General features: G+C 57.3%; 21 protein-coding genes. 14 read left to right on the top strand and 7 right to left on the bottom strand.

The genetic code is table 11. The features are described 5' to 3' along the window. Window positions 1-16: 16 nt before the first annotated feature. The gene (locus A1355_RS04290; protein WP_064025334.1) at window positions 17-634 is read right to left on the bottom strand and encodes a class I SAM-dependent methyltransferase; all 618 of its coding nucleotides are present in this window, start codon (window positions 632-634) and stop codon (window positions 17-19) included. A gap of 2 nt (window positions 635-636) precedes the next feature. Further along, window positions 637-1,584 carry a Tim44 domain-containing protein gene (locus tag A1355_RS04285; protein WP_064025383.1) on the bottom strand — a complete coding sequence of 316 codons (948 nt, stop codon included), beginning with the start codon at window positions 1,582-1,584 and terminating at the stop codon, window positions 637-639. Between the two features lie 143 nt (window positions 1,585-1,727). Between A1355_RS04285 and A1355_RS25025 the strand changes: the two genes are divergently transcribed. The 6 genes from A1355_RS25025 (at window position 1,728) to A1355_RS04255 (ending at window position 8,791) form a co-directional block, all read left to right on the top strand. Continuing rightward, the gene (locus A1355_RS25025) at window positions 1,728-2,120 is read left to right on the top strand and encodes a hypothetical protein (RefSeq protein WP_157197747.1); all 393 of its coding nucleotides are present in this window, start codon (window positions 1,728-1,730) and stop codon (window positions 2,118-2,120) included. Between the two features lie 117 nt (window positions 2,121-2,237). Then, window positions 2,238-3,542 (top strand): TolC family protein, encoded by a 1,305-nt coding sequence (locus A1355_RS04275; RefSeq protein WP_064025330.1) that lies wholly within the window; start codon window positions 2,238-2,240, stop codon window positions 3,540-3,542. A gap of 5 nt (window positions 3,543-3,547) precedes the next feature. Beyond that, window positions 3,548-4,630 (top strand): efflux RND transporter periplasmic adaptor subunit, encoded by a 1,083-nt coding sequence (locus A1355_RS04270; RefSeq protein WP_064025328.1) that lies wholly within the window; start codon window positions 3,548-3,550, stop codon window positions 4,628-4,630. Then, window positions 4,630-7,692 (top strand): efflux RND transporter permease subunit, encoded by a 3,063-nt coding sequence (locus A1355_RS04265; protein ID WP_064025326.1) that lies wholly within the window; start codon window positions 4,630-4,632, stop codon window positions 7,690-7,692. The genes A1355_RS04270 and A1355_RS04265 overlap by 1 nt, the downstream gene beginning before the upstream one ends. Next, a complete protein-coding gene (locus tag A1355_RS04260) occupies window positions 7,689-7,994 on the top strand; it encodes a DUF3240 family protein (protein WP_064025324.1) in 306 nt (101 codons plus the stop codon). Before A1355_RS04265 ends, A1355_RS04260 begins: the two co-directional genes overlap by 4 nt. 86 nt (window positions 7,995-8,080) lie before the next feature. After that, a complete protein-coding gene (locus tag A1355_RS04255) occupies window positions 8,081-8,791 on the top strand; it encodes a DUF3240 family protein (RefSeq protein WP_064025322.1) in 711 nt (236 codons plus the stop codon). 76 nt (window positions 8,792-8,867) lie between these two features. Here the strand turns inward: A1355_RS04255 and fdxA are convergent, their stop codons facing one another. The 5 genes from fdxA to A1355_RS04230 form a co-directional block, all read right to left on the bottom strand. Continuing rightward, window positions 8,868-9,191: a ferredoxin FdxA gene (gene fdxA / locus A1355_RS04250; RefSeq protein WP_064025319.1), complete on the bottom strand. Its 324-nt coding sequence runs from the start codon at window positions 9,189-9,191 to the stop codon at window positions 8,868-8,870. Window positions 9,192-9,333: 142 nt separating this feature from the next. Beyond that, window positions 9,334-11,445 (bottom strand): elongation factor G, encoded by a 2,112-nt coding sequence (gene fusA, locus A1355_RS04245; RefSeq protein ID WP_064025317.1) that lies wholly within the window; start codon window positions 11,443-11,445, stop codon window positions 9,334-9,336. A gap of 205 nt (window positions 11,446-11,650) precedes the next feature. Further along, complete coding sequence (locus A1355_RS04240; RefSeq protein WP_064025315.1) at window positions 11,651-12,604, bottom strand: ketopantoate reductase family protein; 954 nt, start codon at window positions 12,602-12,604, stop codon at window positions 11,651-11,653. After that, a complete protein-coding gene (hda, locus tag A1355_RS04235) occupies window positions 12,601-13,293 on the bottom strand; it encodes a DnaA regulatory inactivator Hda (protein ID WP_064025313.1) in 693 nt (230 codons plus the stop codon). The genes A1355_RS04240 and hda overlap by 4 nt, the downstream gene beginning before the upstream one ends. Window positions 13,294-13,298: 5 nt before the next feature. Next, the gene (locus A1355_RS04230) at window positions 13,299-13,649 is read right to left on the bottom strand and encodes a DUF2069 domain-containing protein (protein ID WP_064025311.1); all 351 of its coding nucleotides are present in this window, start codon (window positions 13,647-13,649) and stop codon (window positions 13,299-13,301) included. Window positions 13,650-13,804: 155 nt separating this feature from the next. On the opposite strand from A1355_RS04230, the gene rph reads away from it, so the two are divergent. The 8 genes from rph to A1355_RS04190 form a co-directional block, all read left to right on the top strand. Then, window positions 13,805-14,542, top strand: a complete 738-nt coding sequence (rph, locus tag A1355_RS04225) for a ribonuclease PH (protein WP_064025309.1) — start codon at window positions 13,805-13,807, stop codon at window positions 14,540-14,542. Beyond that, window positions 14,539-15,126 (top strand): RdgB/HAM1 family non-canonical purine NTP pyrophosphatase, encoded by a 588-nt coding sequence (gene rdgB, locus A1355_RS04220; protein ID WP_064025307.1) that lies wholly within the window; start codon window positions 14,539-14,541, stop codon window positions 15,124-15,126. Before rph ends, rdgB begins: the two co-directional genes overlap by 4 nt. Further along, window positions 15,123-16,184 carry a phosphotransferase enzyme family protein gene (locus A1355_RS04215; protein ID WP_064025305.1) on the top strand — a complete coding sequence of 354 codons (1,062 nt, stop codon included), beginning with the start codon at window positions 15,123-15,125 and terminating at the stop codon, window positions 16,182-16,184. The genes rdgB and A1355_RS04215 overlap by 4 nt, the downstream gene beginning before the upstream one ends. Window positions 16,185-16,240: 56 nt before the next feature. Next, entirely contained in the window at window positions 16,241-16,774 is a 534-nt protein-coding gene (locus tag A1355_RS04210) for a hypothetical protein (RefSeq protein ID WP_064025303.1), read from the top strand. Between the two features lie 157 nt (window positions 16,775-16,931). Then, complete coding sequence (locus A1355_RS24350; RefSeq protein WP_082885353.1) at window positions 16,932-18,845, top strand: diguanylate cyclase; 1,914 nt, start codon at window positions 16,932-16,934, stop codon at window positions 18,843-18,845. A gap of 183 nt (window positions 18,846-19,028) precedes the next feature. Next, window positions 19,029-20,000 carry a hypothetical protein gene (locus tag A1355_RS04200; protein ID WP_082885354.1) on the top strand — a complete coding sequence of 324 codons (972 nt, stop codon included), beginning with the start codon at window positions 19,029-19,031 and terminating at the stop codon, window positions 19,998-20,000. A 44-nt stretch (window positions 20,001-20,044) separates the two neighbouring features. After that, on the top strand, window positions 20,045-21,115 hold the full coding sequence (locus A1355_RS04195; RefSeq protein ID WP_064025301.1) for an efflux RND transporter periplasmic adaptor subunit: 1,071 nt from the start codon (window positions 20,045-20,047) through the stop codon (window positions 21,113-21,115). Further along, on the top strand, window positions 21,112-22,348 hold a 1,237-nt coding region (locus A1355_RS04190), incomplete at its 3' end, for an efflux RND transporter permease subunit (RefSeq protein ID WP_197471715.1). The genes A1355_RS04195 and A1355_RS04190, both read left to right, overlap by 4 nt.

Genomic DNA, 22,348 nt, shown 5'->3' with positions numbered 1-22,348 from the left:
CCGGGATGCCGTTGGCCTACTTGACCGCGCGGATCAGTTTGATCATGTCGCCGCTGGCCGGATCGACGTAGATATGCCGGAAGGGGCAGGATTGGACGTTTTTGACGGTCTCTCGGTTGATGTTGGCACCGAACAGACGGACGGTTAATGGATTGCACAGCCGCATCAGTGCTGCCATGATCCGGTTCGCGCTTAATACGTGTTCCAAAAGCAGCACTTGACCGCCGGGCTTGCAGACTCGGTAAAGTTCCTTCAAGCCCTTGCGCGGACGCGGTACCGAGCAGAACACGAAGCTGGCGATCACGGTATCGAAACAGTTATCGGCGTAATCCAGAGCCTGCACGTCCATCAACGCCAGTTCCGCGCTCAGGCCCTTGCGTTCGCGCTTGCGTTGGGCGATCGTCAACATGTTGGGGCTAAAGTCTATCGCGGTCACGCGAGCGTCGGCCGGGTAAAACGGAAAATTCTTGCCGGTACCGACGCCCACTTCGAGTATGTGCTGCCCTTGGACCTCGGCCCAAAGTCGCTTGCGCCAGCGGCGGAAGAAAAGCCCTTCCAGGACGCTCTCCAGGCCGTCGAACCACGGCGCCAGCCGGTCGTAGCGCCGCCGAATCTCGCGACTGTCGGCCGCCATGCTCAATTCTCGATTTGCTGGATACCGTCCAGATACCAGCGCGGCTCATTACTGAATTTCGGTTTGGTAAAATGCCAGGCTTCCCTTACGGGGTTCGCTTGACCGCCGTTTTCGCGGATCGTGGCATCGAATAGCACCGAGGCTTCCAGTTCGCTACCGACTTCCCGGACATCCAGTAATTCAGCGGTCAGCGCCAGCACTTCGGTGCTGTGGGTTTCGCCGGAAGCGCGCAGCTGCTCCTGTATCTCGGCGAACACTTTATCGGTAGTGAGGCTGCGGATTTCCGCCAGATCCCGGTTGTCCCAGGCCGCTTGCAAATGTCGATAGACGTTTTGCGCGCCGTTCAGAAAGACTTTCGCGTCGAAACCGGCCGGCAGGTTGCCGGCGTCGAAGGCTTGCGGCGCCGGAGCGCTACCGACTGCCTTGCCCTTGCCGAATAATAAATCGGTGTTGAAACCGGCCGTGCTTTGCGCGGGTTGTCGGTAGTCCGCCGGATCTGCTTGGGGCGGGTAAGCTTCGCGGGCATGCGCGCCTTCAACGGCGGGCTGGCGCGCGGATTTGGCGGCGAACAGCCGGTACAGGAGGAAGGCGAGGCCGGCGAATAGCGCGATATCCATCAAATTGAGACCCTCGAAGGCGCCTCCGAAGAACATCGAACCGAGCAAGCCGCCCAACGCCAATCCGCCCAGCATACCCATCAGGCCACCACGTCCGGCCCAGTTTTGCCGGGCGGCCTGATTTTGCGCGGCGGCTTGTTGCTGAGCCGGCGAGCGGATAGGTTGGCTGGTCGGCGCGCTGGGTGTGGGACGCTGGTACGGCGTGCTGTAACTGGGTTTACTGCCGAACGATTTGCCGCCGCCCATGCGCTTGGCGTGGGCCGCGTCAATGCCGCCGAACGCCAAGGCCATTGCGATCAGCAAGCCGGCTAAAGTACGCGTTTTGTTGTTCATGTTGTGGTTTACCTGGTGTTGATTGAAGTCTATGCCGATAGTCGGGGTAAGATCGTCTTTTTCAAGTAGAATAACGGTTCGTGCCAACGGCAACAACCCGAGCTTACCTGAATCCGCCATCATACAGAGTATTAAACATTAAAATGGTTGCATTCTTGCGTCGGTTTCTCGTGGTGTTTTTGGTGTTGCTGCAATTGGTAGCCCCGCTGGTGCATGCGCATGTCGGCGATGAAGTCGGTGTCGGCGGCTGGCATTTGCATGAATTCGAGCAATGGCGTGCCGCGAACGCCGACGAAGTGCTGGCCCATATCCATCACGAGCTCCATGCGCAAAGTGCCGTGGTTGAAGTCGGTTCGGCAATTAAGCTCAATTTACCGTTATTTTACGCCGATAACCTTTCCCATGCGTTCGACACGTCGATATTCGGCCCAGCACCGCTAGCGTCTGCGACTTTGGTATTCCGTCGTCTCGATCCCCCTCCGGAACTCATCCAGCCCGGTGTTAGTCTCCATTCTTCTCGCGCGCCTCCCTGTTGATTAGTCAAACGTCGCGCTGACGTCCGGCTTGCTTCGGCCAAGCTCGGTATTTTGGCGCTCACCCGTTTCAAATCGGGTATTCTGGATTTCTGCATACCTACATTTTCGGAGAAAAATATGACCGGATTTCGTCATATTCCAAACGCGTTGTTCGGCGCGTTGTTGTCAGCTGGCGCGTGTTGGGCGGAGCCGCCGGCCACTGAGTTACCGCCGCCCGTTCACGCAATGTCGGCGGGGCCGATGATCGTCGAGCATCTCGATCCGATAGAAACCGATCCGCAACTGAGTTTACCGGGCTTGATCGAACAAACCTTGGAAAAATACCCCGACCGCTTGATCAGCGAGGCCTTGAGCCAGGAGGCCGAGGCTCTGACCGAGCGTAGCGACAGCTGGGTGGCGGGTTCCACGGCCTTGCAATTGGGTTACATGGATGATCGGATCGCCGACGATCTGGGTTCGCGGGAAGCGTCGGCCCAAGTGGAGATCACCACCTGGAAATGGGGGCAGCGCGAAGCAGGTCAGGTCGTGGCGGATCGCGCCGGCGCGGCCGCGCAAAAACAACTGGCAGCGGTTAAGTTGGAAGTCGTTCGGCTGGTGCGCGATGCCTTGTGGAATATGGAAATTGCCAACATCGGCTTGCAGCAGGCGCAAAACGCGCTATCGATCTCCGAGCAATTGATGAAAAAGGTCGAGCGCCGGGTCGAGCTGGGCGATTTGCCGCGCGCCGACTTGCTTTTGGCCAAGGGCGAATATTTGCAAAATCGGGCGCTGGTGACGCAGGCGGAAGCCGAAGTCATGCACAGCCGCAAGGCCTACACCAATCTCACGACACTGACCAAGGTGCCGAGTAGCTATCGCGAACGCCAGAGCGAGATTACCACGGTCGCCAACGATCATCCGATGTTGGATGCCATCAACGCCATCATCGAGCGGCGGCGCGCCGAGGTCGAATGGATACGCACGACCGATCCGATCAACCAGCCGAAACTAGGCGTAGGCGCAAAGAGCCAACGCGACGGCCGGGGCGGGCAGAATGTCGAAAGCGTGGGTGTGAACGTCGTCATGCTGTTTGGTGGCGATGCTTACAACGCGCCGGAAATCGCCAAGGCTAATCTGGAGTTGAACAATGCGATGGCCCAACGCGAACATTTGTACCGGCAGCTCGAAAAGAATTTGCACGAAGCCGAGCATGCGCTGGAAGTGACCCGCGCGGAACTGGCCATTGCCAACGAACTGAAAGACATCGCCGAAACCCATTTGAAGATGACCGAGATCAGTTTCTCGGCCGGCGAGATCAACCTGCTGGATTTGTTAAAAATTCAAGCCAGAGCCTTGGAGGCGATTCGTAACGCCAAGCTGCAAGAGGTCAAGTTGGAACGCAATATCGCCTTTTATAATCAGGCAGTAGGAGTAGCGCCGTGAGATCGATGTTTTTGTGCGGTTTTTTTATCGTGTCTTGCGGACAGGCGAGCGCGGAACTCTCGCAAATTCGCATGTCCCAACAGCAAATCGACAATCTGGATGTGCGAGTGGCGCCTCTTGCCGCCGGCTCGAACATCCCGCTGTTTTACGCGCCGGCGCGCGTGACTGTGCCGGCCGATCGCGAAGCGCTGGTCGCCAGCAGCGTGGCGGGTCTGGTCACTAAAATTCACGTCAATATTGGCGATCGGGTGGTCAAGGGGCAGGTGCTGGCCACGTTGAACAGCCCGGAGTTGGTTGGTTTGCAACAGGCTTATTTGACGGCCGGTAGCGAGCATAATTTGGCCGATATCGAGCAAGGGCGCGACCAAAAGTTATTGCAGGAAGGCGTGATCGCCGAACGGCGTTTGCAAGAAACCGAAGTGTTGCATGGCAGCAAATCGGCCAAGGCCGATGAAACCAGACAATTGCTCGAGCTTGCGGGCATGTCGGTTGGCGAAATTAAGCAACTGGCGAAAACCAAGCGCTTGAATAACCAACTGGCGATCCGCTCTCCGCTGGATGGCGTGGTATTGGAACGGCTGGTGGTGTTGGGCAGTCGATTGGATATGCAGACGCCGCTGTTCCGGGTCGCCGATCTCTCGCAATTGTGGCTGGAAATCAATATTCCGCAAGAACGGATGGGGCAGGTCAAGATTGGCGACAGCGTCGGCGTCGAAGATAGCGGTATCGTCGCCCGCGTTGCTTTGCTGGGCCAAAGCGTCAACCGAGATAACCAAACCGTCGCCGCCCGGGCCGTGCTCGATGGCAAGGCCGAGGGCTTACGCGTCGGTCAAAGCGTCAACGTCAAACTGCTGGGCGGTGGTCAGACCGGTTTCCGGGTACCGAATACCGCGTTGGCGCAAAACGAAGGCCATAGTTATGTATTCGTGCGCAATGCCGAAGGCTTCGCGGTGACCGAGGTCAGCGTGGCTGGTAAACAAGCCGATGTGACTTTGGTTAACGGCCCGTTGACCGGTAACGAGCAAATAGCCGTCAAGGGCGCGGTGGCGTTGAAGGCTAACTGGTTGGGTTTAGGGGGCGACGAATAATGGCCGGCTTGATCCGCTTTGCGCTGATCCAGCGCCTGTTGGTCATGCTGGCGGTCGCGTTGCTGACCGGCGGCGGCTATTACGCGTTCACCAATATCCCGATCGACGCGTTTCCGGAGGTGTCGCCAACTCAGGTCAAAATTATCGTCAAGGCCAACGGCATGACACCGGAAGAGGTCGAAGCCAGAATTACCGCGCCCGTCGAAGTCGAGTTGCTGGGCATTCCCCACCAAGTCATGCTGCGCTCGCTAGCCAAGTACGCGATCACCGATATTACGCTCGATTTCGAGGAAGGCACCGATATTTATTGGGCGCGGCAACAGGTGGCGGAGCGGCTGAACGGGATTTGGGGCAACTTGCCGGAAGGGGTTCAGGGCGGTATCGCGCCAATGACGACGCCGCTCGGCGAGATGTTCATGTTCGCGATCGAAGGCGGCGATTTAAGTTTGATGCAGCGCCGCGAGCTGCTCGATTGGACGATACGGCCGGCCTTGCGGACCGTTAAGGGCGTGGCGGATGTCAACGCCTTGGGCGGCGAGGTTCGCAGCTTCGAAGTGGTGCCGGACAACATTCGAATGGCGGCACGCCATATCGACATCGCACAACTCAGCGCGGCCTTGAAGAAAAACAATGCCAACGATGGCGCGGGGCGCTTGACCGAGGGCGAGGAGGCACTGATCGTCCGTGCGGAAGGCCGGATTCGCGACGAGCACGACATCGCGACGATAGTGGTCGCCGAGCGCGACGGTCTGCCGGTCAAAATAGAAGATGTCGCCGAAATCAGGATAGGCGCGCTGACCCGTTACGGCGCGGTCAGTAAGGATGGACTCGGCGAGGCGGTCACCGCGGTGGTGCTGGGCTTACGCGGCGCCAATGCTCGGCAGACCATCGCGCTGCTAGAGGAGAAATTGGCGCAATTGCAGCCCAGTTTGCCTGAAGGCGTCAAGATCAATGTGTTTTACAACCGGGGCGTGTTGGTCGGCAAGGCGGTCGCGACCGTATCCCAGGCGCTGCTCGAAGCGATCGTCCTGGTCGTGATTCTGCTGATTGTGTTTCTGGGCGATTTGCGGGCCGCTGTAACCGTGGCCTTGGCACTGCCGATGGCGGCGCTGATAACGTTTATCCTGATGCAGGCCTTCGGCATGTCGGCCAATCTAATGAGTCTGGGCGGCTTGGCGATTGCGATCGGCATGCTGGTGGACGGTGCCGTCGTGGTTGTCGAAAACATCATTACCCAACTCGCCGACCATCGTAAAGCCGAGCGTTTGCCGCGCCTGCACCTGATTTATCGGGCGACCCGGGAAGTCGCCGCGCCGGTGACGTCGGGCATCCTGATCATTGTCATCGTATTTTTGCCGTTGTTGACGCTGCAAGGGCTGGAAGGCAAATTGTTCGGCCCGGTCGCGATGACGATCGTGTTCGCGCTGAGCGGTTCCTTGTTGTTGTCGCTGACGGTGATTCCGGTGTTGGCCTCGTTTCTGTTGAAGAATGTGTCGCACGAAGAGCCTTGGCTGCCGCGTAAATTACTGGCTTTGTATCAGCCGGTGTTGGCGTGGTGTTTGGCGAACGCCAAAACGGTGTTTATCGTCGCGGGAGGATTATTGCTGGCAACGCTACTGGTTTTCAGTCGAATCGGCAGCACTTTCATACCGACGATGGACGAAGGCGACATTATCGTGCAACTCGAAAAATTGCCGTCGATTACGTTGGCGGATTCGGTGGCGCTGGATGTGCGGGTGCAGAAAAACATTCTCGAGCATGTTCCGGAAGTGGCTCACGTGGTGTCCAGGGTCGGCACCGACGAATTGGGTTTGGATCCGATGAGCCTCAACGACACGGATACCTTTTTAATTCTGAAACCGAAAGCCGAATGGCGGATGCATACCAAGGAAGCGCTGATCGAGGAAATCCGCAAGGTCATGCCGCACACGCCGGGTATTGCGTTCGGCTTTACCCAGCCCATCGAAATGCGGGTTTCCGAGATGTTGACCGGTACGCGCGGCGACGTGGCGATCAAGCTGTTCGGCAGCGATCTGAATGTATTGAATCATAAGGCGGAGGAAATCGAAGCGGTATTGAAGACAATACCCGGCGCCAGCGACGTCTTCACTCGCAAGAACGAAGGCATGCAATTTCTGCAATTGAAAATCGACCGGTCGGCCGCCGGTCGCTACGGTTTGGATGCCGAAGGCATCGAGAATCTGCTCAGAGCGCAGATAGAAGGTTTGCAGCTCGGCATCGTTCAAGAAGGCGTCAAGCGCACACCTCTGTTACTGCGCGGCGCCAGCAACACCGCGAATTTCGATAATTTGCAAATTACGCTGCCGAGCGGCAGCCACATACCGATTTCGGCGGTAGCGAAAATCGAAGCGGTAGAAGGCGTGGTGTCGATAGATCGGGAAAAAGGCCAGCGTTTTGTCGTGATTCGCTGCAATGTCGAAGAGCGCGATCTGGTCGGTTTCGTCGAAGAGGCTCGCAAGACGGTCGCGGAACGTGTCCGACTGCCGACCGGTTTTCACGTCGAATTCGGCGGTCAGTTCGAGAACCAACAACGCGCCGCAGCCCGGCTCGGTTTGGTGATCCCGTTGGCGCTTGGCTTGATCTTCCTATTACTGTTTTCGACCTTCGGTTCGGTGCGGCAAGCCTTACTGGTGTTGTCTAACATTCCGTTGGCGATGGTGGGCGGCGTGTTCGGACTGTGGTTATCCGGGGAATATTTGTCGGTGCCGGCCTCGGTGGGTTTTATCGCGCTGCTCGGTATCGCGGTATTGAATGGCGTGGTGATGGTCAGTTACTTTAATCAGCTATGCGCGACCGGTATGGAATTGTCGCGCGTCGTGATTGTCGGTTCTTGCCGTAGGCTGCGTCCGGTGCTAATGACGGCTAGTATCGCCGCGTTCGGCTTGATTCCGCTATTGTTCGCCTCGGGGCCTGGCTCGGAAGTGCAACGGCCCTTGGCCATCGTGGTCACCGGAGGGCTGGTGTCGTCGACGCTACTCACGCTGATTTTGTTGCCAATACTATATCGTGCTTACGGGTGCGGCGAGGAGACCGCTGAATGAATCATGAGGCTTATCTGCTAATGGTCGACGTTCCACCGGATTTGGAGGAGCAATTCGTGGACTTTTTATTGGCGTTGGCGTGGCGGCAAAGTTTTTCCTGTATGCCGGCGAATATCCACGACGCGGACGACCAGGGCCTGTCGCTGGCCGAGCAGGTCAGCGGTTATCGGCGCAAGGTCCGCTTTCAAATTTTTATCGAAAAAACCAACATTTCCGGGTTATTGACTAAGCTAAAAGCGGACTTCGCGGGCGCCGGCTTAAAGTATTGGTTGTTGCCGGCATTGGAGCGCGGAAAAATCTGACCGCGAGGTATGCAGAATTCAGTACGGAATGCTACAGTTGTCTCGTATGTTTAAAAAACCGACCCTGTCACTTTGCAAGCGAACCGATGAACATATTTCTGAGAAGAATTCCGGCCAACACCAGACACTCTGAAATTACCGAATTCATTAGTCCTGCCTTGAAAAGCGGCTTTTTCCTGAAGCCGGGCCGGATAGTGGACGTGCAGATTCTGGCACTGCAAGACAGTCGCTTCGGTTCCATGGAGTATCACGGCTTGGTGACGCTGGATTCGGAGTTGACCGTGCAGCGGGTCATCAAGGGTTTGAAAAACCGGCGCTTCAACGGCCGGATGGTGGTCGTTAGACCTTATTACCATCGCAGTTGGTATAACGATCCCCGGCAGCATCAGCGAGCCGATAACGAATTTGTCGAAAAACGCAAGGGAGACCGGCGGCGCGGCAAATTTCTGCAAGTCGTCAAAAATGCGTCGGATCGATTCAATAGCGAGGACGACTTTGTCAACACGCTACAGCATCAGCAGTTTTCGATTTCGTTTGTCGTGCCCGGCGATATGGAAGCGGCGGTGATGGAGTGTTTGGACGAGTTCGAAACCATGCGCTTGAACGGGGACGCGGCCAGTCACAAAATCGTCAAGCTGCCGAGCGAGCATGACGAAGCAGAGCCCAGAAATACCAGTTTTCAGATTTACTCGGAAAAAATTGTGATTTCCGCGCTTTTGGAGCGCTTAAAGGCGGAGTTCGCCGGCTCGGGTATCCATTATTGGATCATGCCGGTCGTCGAGAAAGGCGAGATTTGATGCTTTAAAGCGTTAGCCTACGTTGTTGGCGGGGAGCGCCAGCGATGTCGCGGCGCTCCCTGTATCCCGTAACGGATTATTTTTCCAGCAATTTAAATTTGTCCGGCTTGCCGTTCCATTCGTCGGCGTCCGGCATCGCGTCCTTGACTTCTGTGATCAACGGCCAGGTTTTGGCCAATTCGGCGTTCAACGCCGCGAAGTGCTCTTGGCCTTCCGGCAGCTCATCTTCGGCGTGAATCGCACCGGCCGGGCATTCCGGTTCGCACAGCGTGCAATCGATGCATTCGTCCGGATCGATAACCAGAAAGTTGGGTCCTTCGTGAAAGCAGTCGACAGGGCATACGTCGACGCAATCGGTATATTTGCATTTGATGCAGTTTTCGGTAATTACAAATGCCATAGTGTTCTCCCAAAGTGGGGTGCGGGATTAAGCTGACGTACATCGCGCAAGCTTTATCGTTAAAGAGACGCCTGAAAGACAGGCGGCCAAATCGCAAAAAAGGCTGCTCGGAGACCTTGCGGTCTCGGGGCAGCCCCACTGTTTACTTGTCTTTGTTTTTGTTGCGTTCGTTGACTTCCTTGATCACTTCGTCGGCCACGTTTTTCGGGCAGGCGATGTAATGCGAGAATTCCATCGAGAATTGGCCGCGACCGGAGGTCATCGTCCGCAAGTCGCCGATGTAACCGAACATGTCGCTCAGCGGTACGTCCGCTTTGATGCGAACGCCGGTGACGCCTGGATCTTGGGATTTGATCATGCCGCGGCGGCGGTTCAAGTCGCCGATCACGTCGCCCACGTGTGCTTCCGGTGTGAACACGTCGACTTTCATGATCGGTTCCAGCAATTGCGGACCGGCTTTCGGAATCGATTGACGATACGCGGCGCGGGCGGCGATTTCGAACGCGATGGATGACGAGTCAACCGCGTGGAACGCACCGTCGGTCAGGTTGACTTTGAAGTCCAAGCAAGGGAAGCCCGCCAATACACCTTTCTCGATACTGGCTTTGAAACCTTTTTCGACGGCTGGCCAGTATTCGCGAGGTACGTTACCGCCGACAACCGAGGATTCGAATTGGAAGCCGCTGCCGGGTTCGCCGGGTTCGATGATGTAGTTGATTTTCGCGTATTGCCCTGAACCGCCGGATTGTTTTTTGTGGACGTATTCGTCTTCGATACGTTTGGTGATGGTTTCGCGGTAAGCCACCTGTGGTTTACCGACGTTCACTTCGACACCGTGGGTCCGTTTCAGGATGTCCACTTTAATGTCTAAGTGCAGCTCGCCCATGCCTTTGATGATGGTTTCGCCGGATTCCTGGTCGGTTTCGACGCGGAAAGACGGGTCTTCGGCGACCATTTTGCCGATCGCGATGCCCATTTTCTCGTTGCTGCCCTTGTCTTTCGGCGAAATCGCAATCGAGATAACGGGGTCAGGGAATACCATTGGCTCCAATGTGGCCGGTTTGTCCGGATCGCACAAGGTGTGACCGGTTTGCACGCTTTTCAAACCGATCAGCGCGACGATGTCACCGGCTTGCGCGGTTTCGATTTCGTTACGGTCGTCGGCGTGCATTTCCACCATCCGGCCTACCCGCTCGGTTTTGCCGGTGTAGGTGTTCAAGACGGTGTCGCCTTTTTTCAGTTTGCCGGAATAAATACGTACGAAGTTCAGCGCACCGAAACGGTCGTCCATGATTTTGAACACCAGGCCGCGGAATGGGCGCTCGGGGTCGACAATCGCGTGTTCGCCGGTTGGCACGCCTTCGATGTCGGTTTCCGGTTGCGGATTGACTTCGGTCGGGTTCGGCAGGTATTCGACGACGCCGTCCAATACCAATTGCACGCCTTTGTTTTTGAACGAAGAGCCGCAAAAGGTTGGGAAGAAATCCATCGCGATGGTGCCCTTGCGGATACACTTTTTGATTTCTTCGATGGTCGGCTCTTCGCCTTCCAGATATTTTTCCATGATGTCGTCGTCTTGATCGGCGACTTGGTCGATCAGTTTGGCGCGCCATTCTTCGACTTGCTCGACCATATCGGCCGGCACGTCTTGGATTTCATATTTCAACGGGTCGCCGGAGTTATCCCAAATCCAGGCTTTGCGGGTCAATAAGTCGATCACACCGACAAAGTTTTCTTCCTCGCCGATCGGCAGGGTCATAACCACTGGTTTGGCACCCAATACGTCCTCGACTTGCTTGACGACGCGATAGAAGTTCGCGCCCAAACGGTCCAGTTTGTTGACATAGATAACGCGAGCGACTTTGGAGTCGTTCGCATAGCGCCAGTTAGTTTCCGATTGAGGTTCAACGCCACCGGAGCCGCAGAATACGCCGATACCGCCGTCCAACACTTTCAGCGAACGATACACTTCGATCGTAAAGTCGACGTGGCCCGGGGTGTCGATGATGTTGAAACGGTGTGCCGGAAACTGGTTGGTACTACCCGGCCACATGCAGGTGGTCGCGGCCGATTGGATGGTGATACCGCGTTCTTGCTCTTGCACCATGAAGTCTGTGGTCGCCGCACCATCGTGTACTTCGCCGATTTTATGGATTTTTCCGGTCAGCTTGAGAATCCGCTCGGTCGTGGTGGTTTTACCGGCATCGACGTGAGCGAAGATCCCGATGTTTCTATAAAGCGATAGATCAGTCATGGTTATACTCTAAAAATGGACATAAAAATTCTTTAACCCCAGCACCATTGCCACGGTTTTAGTGGGTCACATAGCTGCTGTTCTAGCGAAGTATGCGGCCGGACTCCACTTTCCAAGCAACTTGGAAGTCAGCGAGCGGCTTCTTCAAAGACAAGGTCAATGAAAATCTTCACATTCTAACCGAAAAATCGGTAAAAACGGAATGTCAATTGTGTGACGGGTGTTTTCCGCCCAGGCCCGTCGCCGACTGTTGTTCCCGTAAGCGCATCAACGCATATAAGGATTGCAGGCAAGGCACATCCAAACCCAAACGTTCGGCGGCGCGGACAGTATTGCCGAGTATCGCCTCGGTTTCCATACTCTGGCCGGTTTCGAAATCCAGCAACATACTGGTTTTGTAGGGCGGCATGCTTCGAGTCATCGCGATATTTCGCTCGATAATGTCGGCAGGCAGCGGATGGCCGGCGGCTTCGGCGATGGCTTGGACTTCCGTCATGATACGTCTGACCAGTGATTCCTGATTCTGCAGGATGGTCTGAGTCGCCAATCCGCCGGACAGTACCGACAGCGGGTTGAACGGCGCGTTCCAGACGCATTTTTGCCAACGGCCGCCGACGATGTCTTCGCAAGTTTCGGCCTCGATGCCGCTGGTCCGGTACAGGTCCGCCAGGCGGCGGGTTTTGTCCGAGACTCCGCTCGGCATATTGCCTAACAGCAGTCGGCCGTAGGCCAGATGTTGAATTTCGCCCGGTGCGATCCGGTTACAGCAAACGAAGGCCAGGCCGCTGATCAGTTCGTTATCGGGAAACGCGGCCTGCAACTCCGCTTCGATGTCGATGCCGTTTTGAATGAAGACGATCGCGGTATTTGGGCCAACCGCGTCGCGAATCAATTCGGCCCGGTCCAAATCGGGTTTGACCTTGGTACACAGCAGCAGGAAATCCGGCTCGCCGCCGTATTCGCCGGAGCGTTGCACCAGGCGCCGCGGAAAAAACCGCCAACTGCCCAGTTCCCGGCTGTCGATTCGGAAGCCTCGCCGTTTGACGGTCTCGAAATCCGAACGGCAGGTCATCGTCACGTCGGCACCGGCCTTGGCCAGTAAGGCGCCGTAAAAGCCGCCGATCGCGCCGCTGCCCACTACCAATACTTTATTGCTCATAGCTCACCCGCCAAAATTTGTTTCAGGAACGGCACGGTCAGTTTGCGTTTGGCCGCCAAGGTTGCTCGGTCAATTTTGTCCAATAACAACCACAGGGCCGGTAAATCGTGGACGTAGTGGCTCAGTAAAAACCGTCCGACCGACGCCGGAATGTCGAAACCCAGAAAATGCGCTTTGTGATTTAAGGCCGCGATTAATTGATCGTCGCGCAAACTCTGGATTTTTAACGTCAGTCCCCAACCCATTCGGGTTTTCAAATCCAGTAATTCGAAAGGTAGAAATTTAGGTGGACAATCGGCGGCTAATACCAGTTTGTGTCCGTTTTGGCGGTGGCGATTGTAGAAATTGAATAACGCTTGCTGCCAATCGGCACGCCCTGCTAAAACAGGCAGGTCATCCAGGCAAACCAACGCCATGTCATCCAGGCCTTCCAGTACGGCAGGCGGCGGCAGACGGGCCGCGGTCAGGCACAGGTAAAATGGGTCCATGCCGATCGCCTTGGCGTGTTGGCAGCAGGCCTGCAGTAGATGGCTCTTGCCGCTGCCGGTATCGCCCCAGATATACAATTGCTGTTCCCCGTTCGGTGCCGCCAGGCTTTGCAACTGGCCGACGATTTCGGCATTCTGGCCGGCGTAATAGCTCGCGAAGGTCTGATGGCTCTGGAACTCGAACTGAAGCGGCACTTGCATCGCGGCTAGCCTCTGATTTTCTCGGCTTTATAGACGTAAAGCCCCGCGCCGAAACACAGTAACAGGCTGAAGCCGACCTCGGCCAGTGCGTAGGTCCGGCTAGCCGGATCGACATAGGCTTCGATAATGCCATGCACGAAGTACGGCAAACTCAGGTAGCTCATCCAGGTGCAGCTTTTCAGGTCGCGGTTTAACAAGCCGCGCATCGGCAACAGCAATGGACCGGCGCTGACCAACAATACCAGTGCCGTCGGAATGTGCTTGGGCGGCGCTAGCAGCGTGGGCCAGGCCATCAATAACAAAAACAGGCCGAAAAATCCGGCCAGGCCGGCGTAGTAATAATGGATGCGTTGCATGAACGGGACAGGGCGTTGAGCGATTCGACAGGCGGCTATTATCACAGACTCGGCTCGGGAATGTTGGCCGGCTACCTTCGGCTGCCCGGGCGGCGCTAAGAAATCTTCGGTAGCAGCGCGTATAATCCCGCCATTTTACGACAAGGCAGATCCAGATGAGACCCAGCGGACGCACCCCCGAGCAACTGAGAGAAATACGCTTTACCTGCAATTACACCAAGCATGCCGAAGGCTCTGTGTTGGTAGAGTTCGGGGATACTCGGGTCTTGTGTACCGCCAGCGTCGACACTAGCGTGCCGCGCTTTCTGAAGGGCAAGGGCGAGGGCTGGATCACCGCCGAATACGGTATGTTGCCGCGTTCCACGCACAGCCGGATGGAGCGCGAAGCCGGTCGTGGCAAGCAGGGCGGACGTACCCTGGAAATTCAACGCCTGATCGGCCGGTCGCTGCGTGCCGCTATCGACCTGAAAGCCTTGGGCGAAAACACGATCACCATCGATTGCGATGTGTTGCAGGCCGACGGCGGCACGCGCACCGCGTCGATTACCGGCGGCTTCGTGGCCTTGTCCATCGCCATCGAACATATGCTGAAAACCCAACGAATCAAGAAAAACCCGCTGCACGGCCAAGTGGCCTCGGTTTCGGTCGGGATCTACGGCGGCGTGCCGGTACTGGATTTGGATTATGCCGAGGATAGTCAGGCCGAAACCGACATGAACGTTGTGATGAACGATGCCGGTGCTTTCATTGAAATTCAGGGCACCGCCGAGGGGCATGCGTTCCGTAAGGACGAACTGAATGCGATGCTGGAGCTGGCCGAACTCGGCATACGCGAGTTACTGGACAAGCAAGCAGCGGCATTGCAAGCCGCCAAGACGCCGGCCGCCGCATGAGTTCCATCGTGCTGGCCAGTGGTAATGCCGGCAAGATTCGGGAAATTCAGGCGATTTTGCAAAACGATTTGATTCTGCCGCAATCGCAATTTCAGGTCGTCGAGCCGGAGGAAACCGGTTCGACCTTCGTCGAAAATGCCATCATCAAGGCGCGCAATGCCGCGCGGCATTGCGGGTTGCCGGCCATCGCCGATGACTCCGGCTTGGTCGTCGATGCGCTGGGCGGAGCGCCCGGTGTGCTGTCGGCCCGCTACGCCGGCGCGGCTGCGTCGGATAGCGACAACAACGCCAAGTTGCTCGATGCTCTGTCGGCTGTGCCCGACCACCAGCGCACGGCCCGCTTTGTCTGCGTAATGGTGTTCATGCGTCATGCCGACGATCCGACGCCTATCATCGCCCAGGGCGTTTGGGAAGGGCGCATCCTACGCGAACCGCTCGGCGGCAACGGCTTTGGCTACGATCCGTTGTTTTGGGTGGAGACCTTCGCAAGTTCTTCAGCGCAATTGGCGCCCGAGCAAAAAAATGCCGTCAGCCATCGCGGCCAGGCCCTGCAAGACCTGCGCCGCCAACTCGGCGGCTTGTGAATAGTCCGCGCTGCATCGCCGAGCATTTTGCAGGCGAGCAGCCGGTGTTGGCCGTCGAGCCGCTCGGTAACGGGCTGATCAACGATACTTACTCGGTTGCGACCGCAGTCGGGCGCTTCGTGCTGCAACGCTTGAATTCCGAAGTGTTCGTTCGGCCCGATTGGGTGATGGCCAATTGGCGGCGCTTGGCGGCTTACGCCGCAAAGCGCGCCGAGGCGGGCGGATTGCGTGTGCCGGGCTTGTTGATCGGCGCGGACGGCGGCGACGTTTTGATCGACGATCAGGGATTTAGCTGGCGAGCCCTGGAGTATCTTGGCCCGTCGGAAAGCCGAGAGGCGCTCAGCCGTCCGGCCGAAGCCACGGCCGTCGGCGAGGCGCTGGCCCGGTTTCACCGCTTGTGTGCCGATTTGCCGGGCGAGGCGCTGCACGATACCTTGCCCGGCTTTCACATTACGCCGACCTATTACGAGACGTATCTGCAACGCCTCGAGCTGCCGTTACGGGTGGCCGCCGACGCCGACTTTCGGGATTGCGTTGCTTATATCGAGCGCCACGCCGCCGCTATTCCGGTGCTGGAACAAGCCAAACAGCGCGGCGAGTTGGTCGAGCGAGTGATCCACGGCGATCCCAAGCTCAATAATTTTCTGTTCCGGCCCGGTAGCGATAGCATTATCGGCCTGATCGACCTGGATACCGTCAAACCCGGCCTGCCGCACTACGACATCGGCGATTGTTTGCGCTCTTGTTGTCATACGGACGGCGACCGTTTCGATCTGTCCACCGCGAGGCGCGTTCTCGGCGGTTATTTGACGGTCTGCGGCGATCTTATCGATGCCGCCGCCGACGAAAGCCTGTATGCGGCCATCTGGTTGATTCCGTTCGAGCTGGGTTTGCGATTTTTCAGCGATTATCTGGACGGCAGTCGCTATTTCAAGGTGAGCGATCCGTTGCACAACTTGCGGCGCGCCCTAGCGCAGTTTCGGCTGTGCGACAGCATCGCCGAGCAGCGCGCGGCGTTGGAAAGCAGCATTTCGAAAGCGCGTCGCGGGACGGTTTGACAATCCGCAAGGCGCGGGAACACTGGTTTATGTCAACAATCCGCCAGGAGACGATTATGACAACTACCGTGGTTTCCGGACTGCCTTCCGCCCGTTCCGAATTCTCCGACGCCGTGCTTGTCGGCGCTATCGTCGATCGCGTTTGCGAAAAGATGCTCGACGATTATCGGATCAACCGATTTTTCAACAATCGCCCGGTTGCCGAACACGCCAAGGCACTAAAGGCCTATTTGAACGTAGCCTTATCCAGCGACTTAGACGCGTCCAAGCTGTTGGATGCTTATTTCGCGGTGGCTTTCGGACGCGACAGTCCCAAGTCCAGGACGTCGGCCGGTCAGAATTTCGTGCCTTTGCCGGACGTCGTCCGCGCGGAGGAAGCACGCGCGAACAACTTGTTATGTCCGGCGCATCGGTGTTTGATGAAATTCCATCCGGACGACGCGCATTACGACGTAGCGATGGCGCATTTGGCTGCCGTCTTGGGCGAGCTTAAGGTTAGCGAAGCCGGCACCTACCGTCTGACCATGCTGGCGGAATCCGTCAGGGATGCCGTGTTGGGGCGGCGCGTTTATGACCGTAAAGTGGCCTAGGATTCGCTTGAGCGGCGGCCAAAGCCCTGTCCTGATTCGGTCCGGTTCCCGCCGGGCGATTTTTTTTCTTTGGCGTCACCGCGGGAGTAAGATACTCCGCCCCGGACCGCGCGCAGCATTGGTCTCGGTCTGAATCCACGACTCCTGGTGCTTTGCCATGGCCGTTGCCAATCTAAAATTTGCCGATCTTGTCGATGTCGCGAGTTTGCAGACATTGATGGACGGGTTATGCGAGCTGATTGGCATCGCCAACGCCGTCATCGATACCGACGGCGTCGTTATCACCCACTCCGGTTGGCAAGAAGCCTGCGCGCTCTATCATCGCGTCGATCCCCGCACTCGCGGCAATTGTTTGGACAGCGATACGGTATTGGCCGCCAGTTTGCTGAAGGGAGAGGCGTTTGCGATTTACGCTTGCCTGAACGGTTTGGTGGACTGTGCGATGCCGATTATCGTCGACGGTTATCATGTCGCGAATATTTTTACCGGCCAGTGTTTTACCGAGCCGCCCGACTCCGATTATTTCCGGGAGCGAGCACAGAATCTGAAATTCGATGAAGAAGCGTATTTGCGTGCCATCGCCAAGATTCCGGTGGTGCCTCGAGAGCGTTTGGAGAAAATCACCCGCATGTACGCCGATCTGGCGCAAATTCTCGGCGCATACGGACTGGATCGCTTGCGCCAGCGGCAGACCGCCGAGGAATTAGTGACGTTAAGTCAGCGGCTGGCTGAAAAAGTCGAGGAACGTACCCTGGAGTTGCACGAACGCAATAGTCAGTTGCAGCGCGAGAAGCAGGCATTGACGGATAGCGAGGCGCGCTTGCAGGCCTTATTCGAAAACATGAGCAGCGGTGTTGCCGTGTATTTGCCGATTGACGCCGAAGCCAGCGATTTCGTGTTTCTGGCCTTTAATAAAGCGGCCGAGGCAATTGACAAGATTCAGCGTGACCAAGTGATAGGCCGCCCGTTGAGTCAGGTGTTTCCAGGTGCCGCCGAATTCGGTTTGGCGGCGGTATTGCGCCGGGTCGCCGCGACGGGTCGGGCCGAGGCGTTTCCGTCCGCGCATTACCGGGACGGACGAGTCGACGGCTGGCGCGACAACTACGTTTACCAATTGCCCAGCGGCGAATTGGTGGCTATTTACGACGATGTGACCGAACTTCGCGAGCGCGAAACCGTGCGTCAGGAACTGGATGCCCGCTTCCGCTCCACCTTCGACGCCGCCGCCATCGGCATGGCGTTGGTTTTACCGGATGGCCGTTTCATGCAAGTCAACGCCGCGTTGTGCAAGATCGTCGGTTACAGCGAGGCGGAATTGCTGGGTCTGACTTTTCAAGACATCACCCATCCCGACGATTTACAAACCGATTTGAGTCAAGTTCAAGCGCTGTTGGACGGTGACGGTACCGGCTATCAGATGGAAAAACGTTATTTTCATAAGGACGGCCGGCTGATTTGGATTTTGCTGAGCGTTTCGGCGGTTCGGGACGGCGAAGACCGGATTTTGTACTTCGTGTCGCAAGTACAGGACATCACCGATCGCCGACATTTGCTGGAACAATTGGAACGACAGGCTCATCTGGATTATCTGACCGGTATCGCCAATCGGCGGTACTTCATGGAGCAGGCCGAACTGGAACTGGCCAGGGTACAGCGTTACGGCAACCACTTGTCGGTGTTGATGCTGGATATCGATCGCTTCAAGGCCATTAACGATACTTACGGCCACGCGATCGGGGATAGGGTTTTGCAGAAAATGGGGCAAATCTTCATCGAGACGCTCCGCGAAATCGACATTCCCGGCCGCTTGGGCGGCGAGGAATTTGCGGTGTTGTTGCCTGAAACCGGTTTGCAAAAAGCGGTCGAAGTGGCCGACCGCTTGCGGGTCATCGTCGTCGCCAGCAAAATTGCGCTGGCGTCGGGGTTGCCGTTACGGTTCACCGTGTCCATCGGTATCGCTACGTTGCGCGAATCCAGCGTCAACATCGATACCTTGCTGAATCTGGCGGACCAAGCGCTATACCAAGCCAAGCAAACCGGGCGTAACAAGGTGTGCTGCCTCGAGGAATAACGGCAACGACAAACGAGAGTCGCGTCTCGCGCTAAACTTACCCTGTCCGACTTGACTTGCGTCGGTACCCTTATCGCGGATTTCGCACGTACCGATGCCATGGATCGCGACTAGCGGAATCGTGCCGGCGATTTGATCGGCGACAATTCCGGCCAATTTTCCGGCGATGTGATCGGTGCTAGCATGTCGGCGCTTAGTCATCGTTGCCAACTCGAACCCAAGGATGTCATGAATTCGGAAATTTTCAGCAAGCTGCATATCGACGTCGCCCGCAACTCCACCGACGACTTCAACCTGTTTCACGACAGTAAGAAGTGGGGTCGGATCAATCGGAATCCGTTCGCCGGTCCGATCGTGATGGGGTTTCAGTTGGAATCGCTGGTCGAGGGCAAAGTGGCGGATTTCCGCCGCAAGCTGGGTGAAGAGCGGTTGATTGCCGAGCACGGTCTGCATTTCAGCAATTACCAGTTTACCTTCGCCAACGCGGTCAAGCCGGGTCAACACGTGGCGGTCGAGATCAAACAGTCGCAATTCAAACTCGAACCCGAGCCGGTACTGAGCAACCGGATCGCGGTCAAGGCCGATGGCGGCCTGGCGTTGATGGGCTTTAAAAAGGAAACCGCCCGGCCGTTGGTGACGGGCAAGCCGGATTTGCTAGGCATCGGCGAGATGCGGATCCAGCCGGATCGCTGCTTTCTGCCGAACGGCTATTTCCTGAAACGCAAGTTCATGATGAACAGCAATGCCAAGAATTTTCTGTGCGGCTCATTGCGGGATCAATCGGAATACATCGACGAAATTCAGGATGTCGTCGGCTTTCCGGAGTTGTTTCCTTGCGCGCTGTTGTCCAGTGCCTTATTGGAAAAAGCGTTGAAATGGCAGCACGACTTCGAGCGTAATCCGATGGTGTACACCTCTCACAAAATCAGCATCGACCGGCGGCTGTTGGCCGAATTACGCAGTAACGACGCTTTACATATTCTGATCAAACCGGCCGCCAATTGCGCCGAACACGATTTCGGCGATCTGCGCGCCACGCCGCTGGATTACGAATGTTACGGGCTGTTTCGCGCGGACAACGCCTTGTTGTTCAGCGCCGAAATTTCGTTGGTGCCGCTGGAAACCATCTTGCAGGCCATGGCCGCTTCCGCTTGAAGCCGTATCCCGTCCAACGCCATTTCACCTCTCGAGGAAATTCAATGAAGTTTTTGTTTGCGATGTTGCCGCTGCTGATGTTGATCGGCTGCGAGCAACCGGTGCCGCCGCCGCCGCCGCCCAGGCCGGCATTGGTGACGACGGTGGGGGAACGCACTGCCGAAGCGCCGACCACGCTGGTCGGCGAGGTTCGTTCGCGATACGAAAGTGTGCAGGGTTTCAGGATCGCCGGCAAGATTATCGAACGCAACGTCGACGTCGGCGCCGTGGTCGTGGCCGGTCAGATGTTGGCGAAGTTGGATGCGGTCGATACCGGCTTGTCCACTCAGGCCGCCCAGGCCGAAGTGCGGGCCGCCGAAGCCGATCTGGCGCTGGCGCAGGCCGAATTGGACCGGCAGCGGCAATTGTACGCCCGCAAGTTTATCTCCAATCAGGCCCTGGATATTCAGGAAGCCCAGTACAAGGCCGCCGCCGCCCGCGCCAAGCAGGCACGCGCTCAGGCCGCCGTGACCGGCAATCAGTCGCGCTATACTCATCTATTGGCCGAACGCGACGGCGTGGTGACCGAGATCCGCGCCGAGCCGGGGCAGGTTGTCGCGGCTGGCGAACCCATCGTTCGGATCGCGGTGGCCGAAGCCAAGGAGGTAGCGATCGCGGTACCCGAGTCGCGGATGGCTGGAATTGCGGTCGATACGCCGGCTGAAGTCCGCTTATGGGCGTATCCGGGGGTGACGTATCAGGGCCGGGTCAGGGAGGTGGCGCCGGCCGCCGATAGCGCCACCCGCACCTTCCAGGTGCGGGTGGCGCTTCAGAATCCCGATGCGGCGGTACGCTTGGGCATGACGGCCGGGGTGCGCTTTTATCGGCAAGATACCGCCGCCTATTTGCTGCCGACGCCGGCGTTGACCGAGCGGGACGGACGGACGGTGGTTTGGGTCGTCAATCCAGCCAATGGCGAAGTGCGGCCCAGACCGGTGCGGGCCGGCGATTACCGCGAGGATGGCGTACTGATCCTAGAGGGTTTGCAAAGTGGGGAGCAAGTCGTCGCGGCGGGTGTTCAGACCTTGGTGCCGGGCCAGATCGTCAGAGCGGTGCCGTCGCGGAGTCGGCCATGAAGGGATTCAACCTGTCCGAGTGGGCCTTGCGCCACCCGGCGCTGGTACTGTACGCGATGCTGGTAATGACGTTGGTCGGGATGGCGTCTTATACCAAGCTGGGGCAATCCGAGGACCCGCCGTTTACGTTCAAGATCATGGTGATAAGAACCGGTTGGCCTGGAGCTAGCGCGGAAGAGGTCGAGCGGCAGGTCACCGATAAACTCGAGAAAAAACTCCAGGAAGTGCCGTGGCTGGATACCTTGCGCAGCTACTCGCGAGCCGGCGAATCGTTGATATTTCTGTCGGCCCTTGATTCGACGCCGCCCAGCGAAGTCCCCAATATTTTTTATCAGGCGCGGAAAAAAGTCGGCGATATTCGCTATACCCTGCCCGACGGCGTCGAAGGGCCAACCTTTAACGACGAATTCGGCGATGTCTACGGCAATTTATATGCCTTGACCGGGCCGGGTTACGATTACGCCGAATTGAAACGGCACGCCGAAACGGTACGCGCCGAATTGTTGCGGGTGCCGGACGTCGTCAAGGTGGATTTTTTCGGCGAGCAAAAACAGCGTATCTACGTCGATTTGTCGAATGCCAAGTTGGCGACGATGGGTATCGATGTGGTCAGCATGCTGCAGACCCTACAGGCCCAAAATCTGGTCACCGGCAGCGGCAGTTTCGACTCGCCCGACGAGCATGTCCGGATCGCCGTATCCGGTCGCTACGACCAGTTGGAGGCCTTGCGGGATGTGAGACTCCGGGTTAACAATCAAGAATTTCGCCTCGGCGATGTCGCGACAGTCGGCAGGGGCTACGAAGATCCGCCCAAGGACAAGGTGCGTTTTAACGGTCAAGAATCCTTATTGCTCGGTGTCGCCATGCGTGACGGCGGCGACATCATTCGGCTGGGCAAGGCTCTGGACGCCGCGGTCACCCAAATTCAAAGCCAGTTGCCGGTCGGTCTGGAACTGCATCCGGTTTCGTCTCAACCTAAAGCCGTGCAGCGATCGGTCAACGAATTCGTCAAATCGCTGGCGGAAGCGGTCGTGATCGTGTTGGCGGTTAGCTTGATGTCGCTGGGATTACGTACCGGCATCGTCGTGGCCATTAGCATACCGGTGGTATTGGCGATCACCTTTTGGCTCATGCATTTGTTCGGCGTCGGTTTGCATAAGATTTCGTTGGGCGCGTTGATTTTGGCGCTCGGCTTGCTAGTGGACGATGCCATCATCGCGGTCGAAATGATGG

The organism is Methylomonas koyamae (assembly GCF_001644025.1).
In the GTDB taxonomy this organism is placed as follows: domain Bacteria; phylum Pseudomonadota; class Gammaproteobacteria; order Methylococcales; family Methylomonadaceae; genus Methylomonas; species Methylomonas koyamae_A.
The sequence above is the reverse complement of the archived record's forward strand: the minus strand, read 5'-3'. Positions and strand labels throughout refer to the sequence as shown.

Bases quoted from the DNA above. Each gene is read 5' to 3' on its own strand.
- A1355_RS04290 (WP_064025334.1), bottom strand. From the start codon at position 634: ATGGCGGCCGACAGTCGCGAGATTCGGCGGCGCTACGACCGGCTGGCG.
- A1355_RS04285 (WP_064025383.1), bottom strand. From the start codon at position 1,584: ATGAACAACAAAACGCGTACTTTAGCCGGCTTGCTGATCGCAATGGCC.
- A1355_RS25025 (WP_157197747.1), top strand. From the start codon at position 1,728: ATGGTTGCATTCTTGCGTCGGTTTCTCGTGGTGTTTTTGGTGTTGCTG.
- A1355_RS04275 (WP_064025330.1), top strand. From the start codon at position 2,238: ATGACCGGATTTCGTCATATTCCAAACGCGTTGTTCGGCGCGTTGTTG.
- A1355_RS04270 (WP_064025328.1), top strand. From the start codon at position 3,548: ATGTTTTTGTGCGGTTTTTTTATCGTGTCTTGCGGACAGGCGAGCGCG.
- A1355_RS04265 (WP_064025326.1), top strand. From the start codon at position 4,630: ATGGCCGGCTTGATCCGCTTTGCGCTGATCCAGCGCCTGTTGGTCATG.
- A1355_RS04260 (WP_064025324.1), top strand. From the start codon at position 7,689: ATGAATCATGAGGCTTATCTGCTAATGGTCGACGTTCCACCGGATTTG.
- A1355_RS04255 (WP_064025322.1), top strand. From the start codon at position 8,081: ATGAACATATTTCTGAGAAGAATTCCGGCCAACACCAGACACTCTGAA.
- fdxA (WP_064025319.1), bottom strand. From the start codon at position 9,191: ATGGCATTTGTAATTACCGAAAACTGCATCAAATGCAAATATACCGAT.
- fusA (WP_064025317.1), bottom strand. From the start codon at position 11,445: ATGACTGATCTATCGCTTTATAGAAACATCGGGATCTTCGCTCACGTC.
- A1355_RS04240 (WP_064025315.1), bottom strand. From the start codon at position 12,604: ATGAGCAATAAAGTATTGGTAGTGGGCAGCGGCGCGATCGGCGGCTTT.
- hda (WP_064025313.1), bottom strand. From the start codon at position 13,293: ATGCAAGTGCCGCTTCAGTTCGAGTTCCAGAGCCATCAGACCTTCGCG.
- A1355_RS04230 (WP_064025311.1), bottom strand. From the start codon at position 13,649: ATGCAACGCATCCATTATTACTACGCCGGCCTGGCCGGATTTTTCGGC.
- rph (WP_064025309.1), top strand. From the start codon at position 13,805: ATGAGACCCAGCGGACGCACCCCCGAGCAACTGAGAGAAATACGCTTT.
- rdgB (WP_064025307.1), top strand. From the start codon at position 14,539: ATGAGTTCCATCGTGCTGGCCAGTGGTAATGCCGGCAAGATTCGGGAA.
- A1355_RS04210 (WP_064025303.1), top strand. From the start codon at position 16,241: ATGACAACTACCGTGGTTTCCGGACTGCCTTCCGCCCGTTCCGAATTC.
- A1355_RS24350 (WP_082885353.1), top strand. From the start codon at position 16,932: ATGGCCGTTGCCAATCTAAAATTTGCCGATCTTGTCGATGTCGCGAGT.
- A1355_RS04200 (WP_082885354.1), top strand. From the start codon at position 19,029: ATGTCGGCGCTTAGTCATCGTTGCCAACTCGAACCCAAGGATGTCATG.
- A1355_RS04195 (WP_064025301.1), top strand. From the start codon at position 20,045: ATGAAGTTTTTGTTTGCGATGTTGCCGCTGCTGATGTTGATCGGCTGC.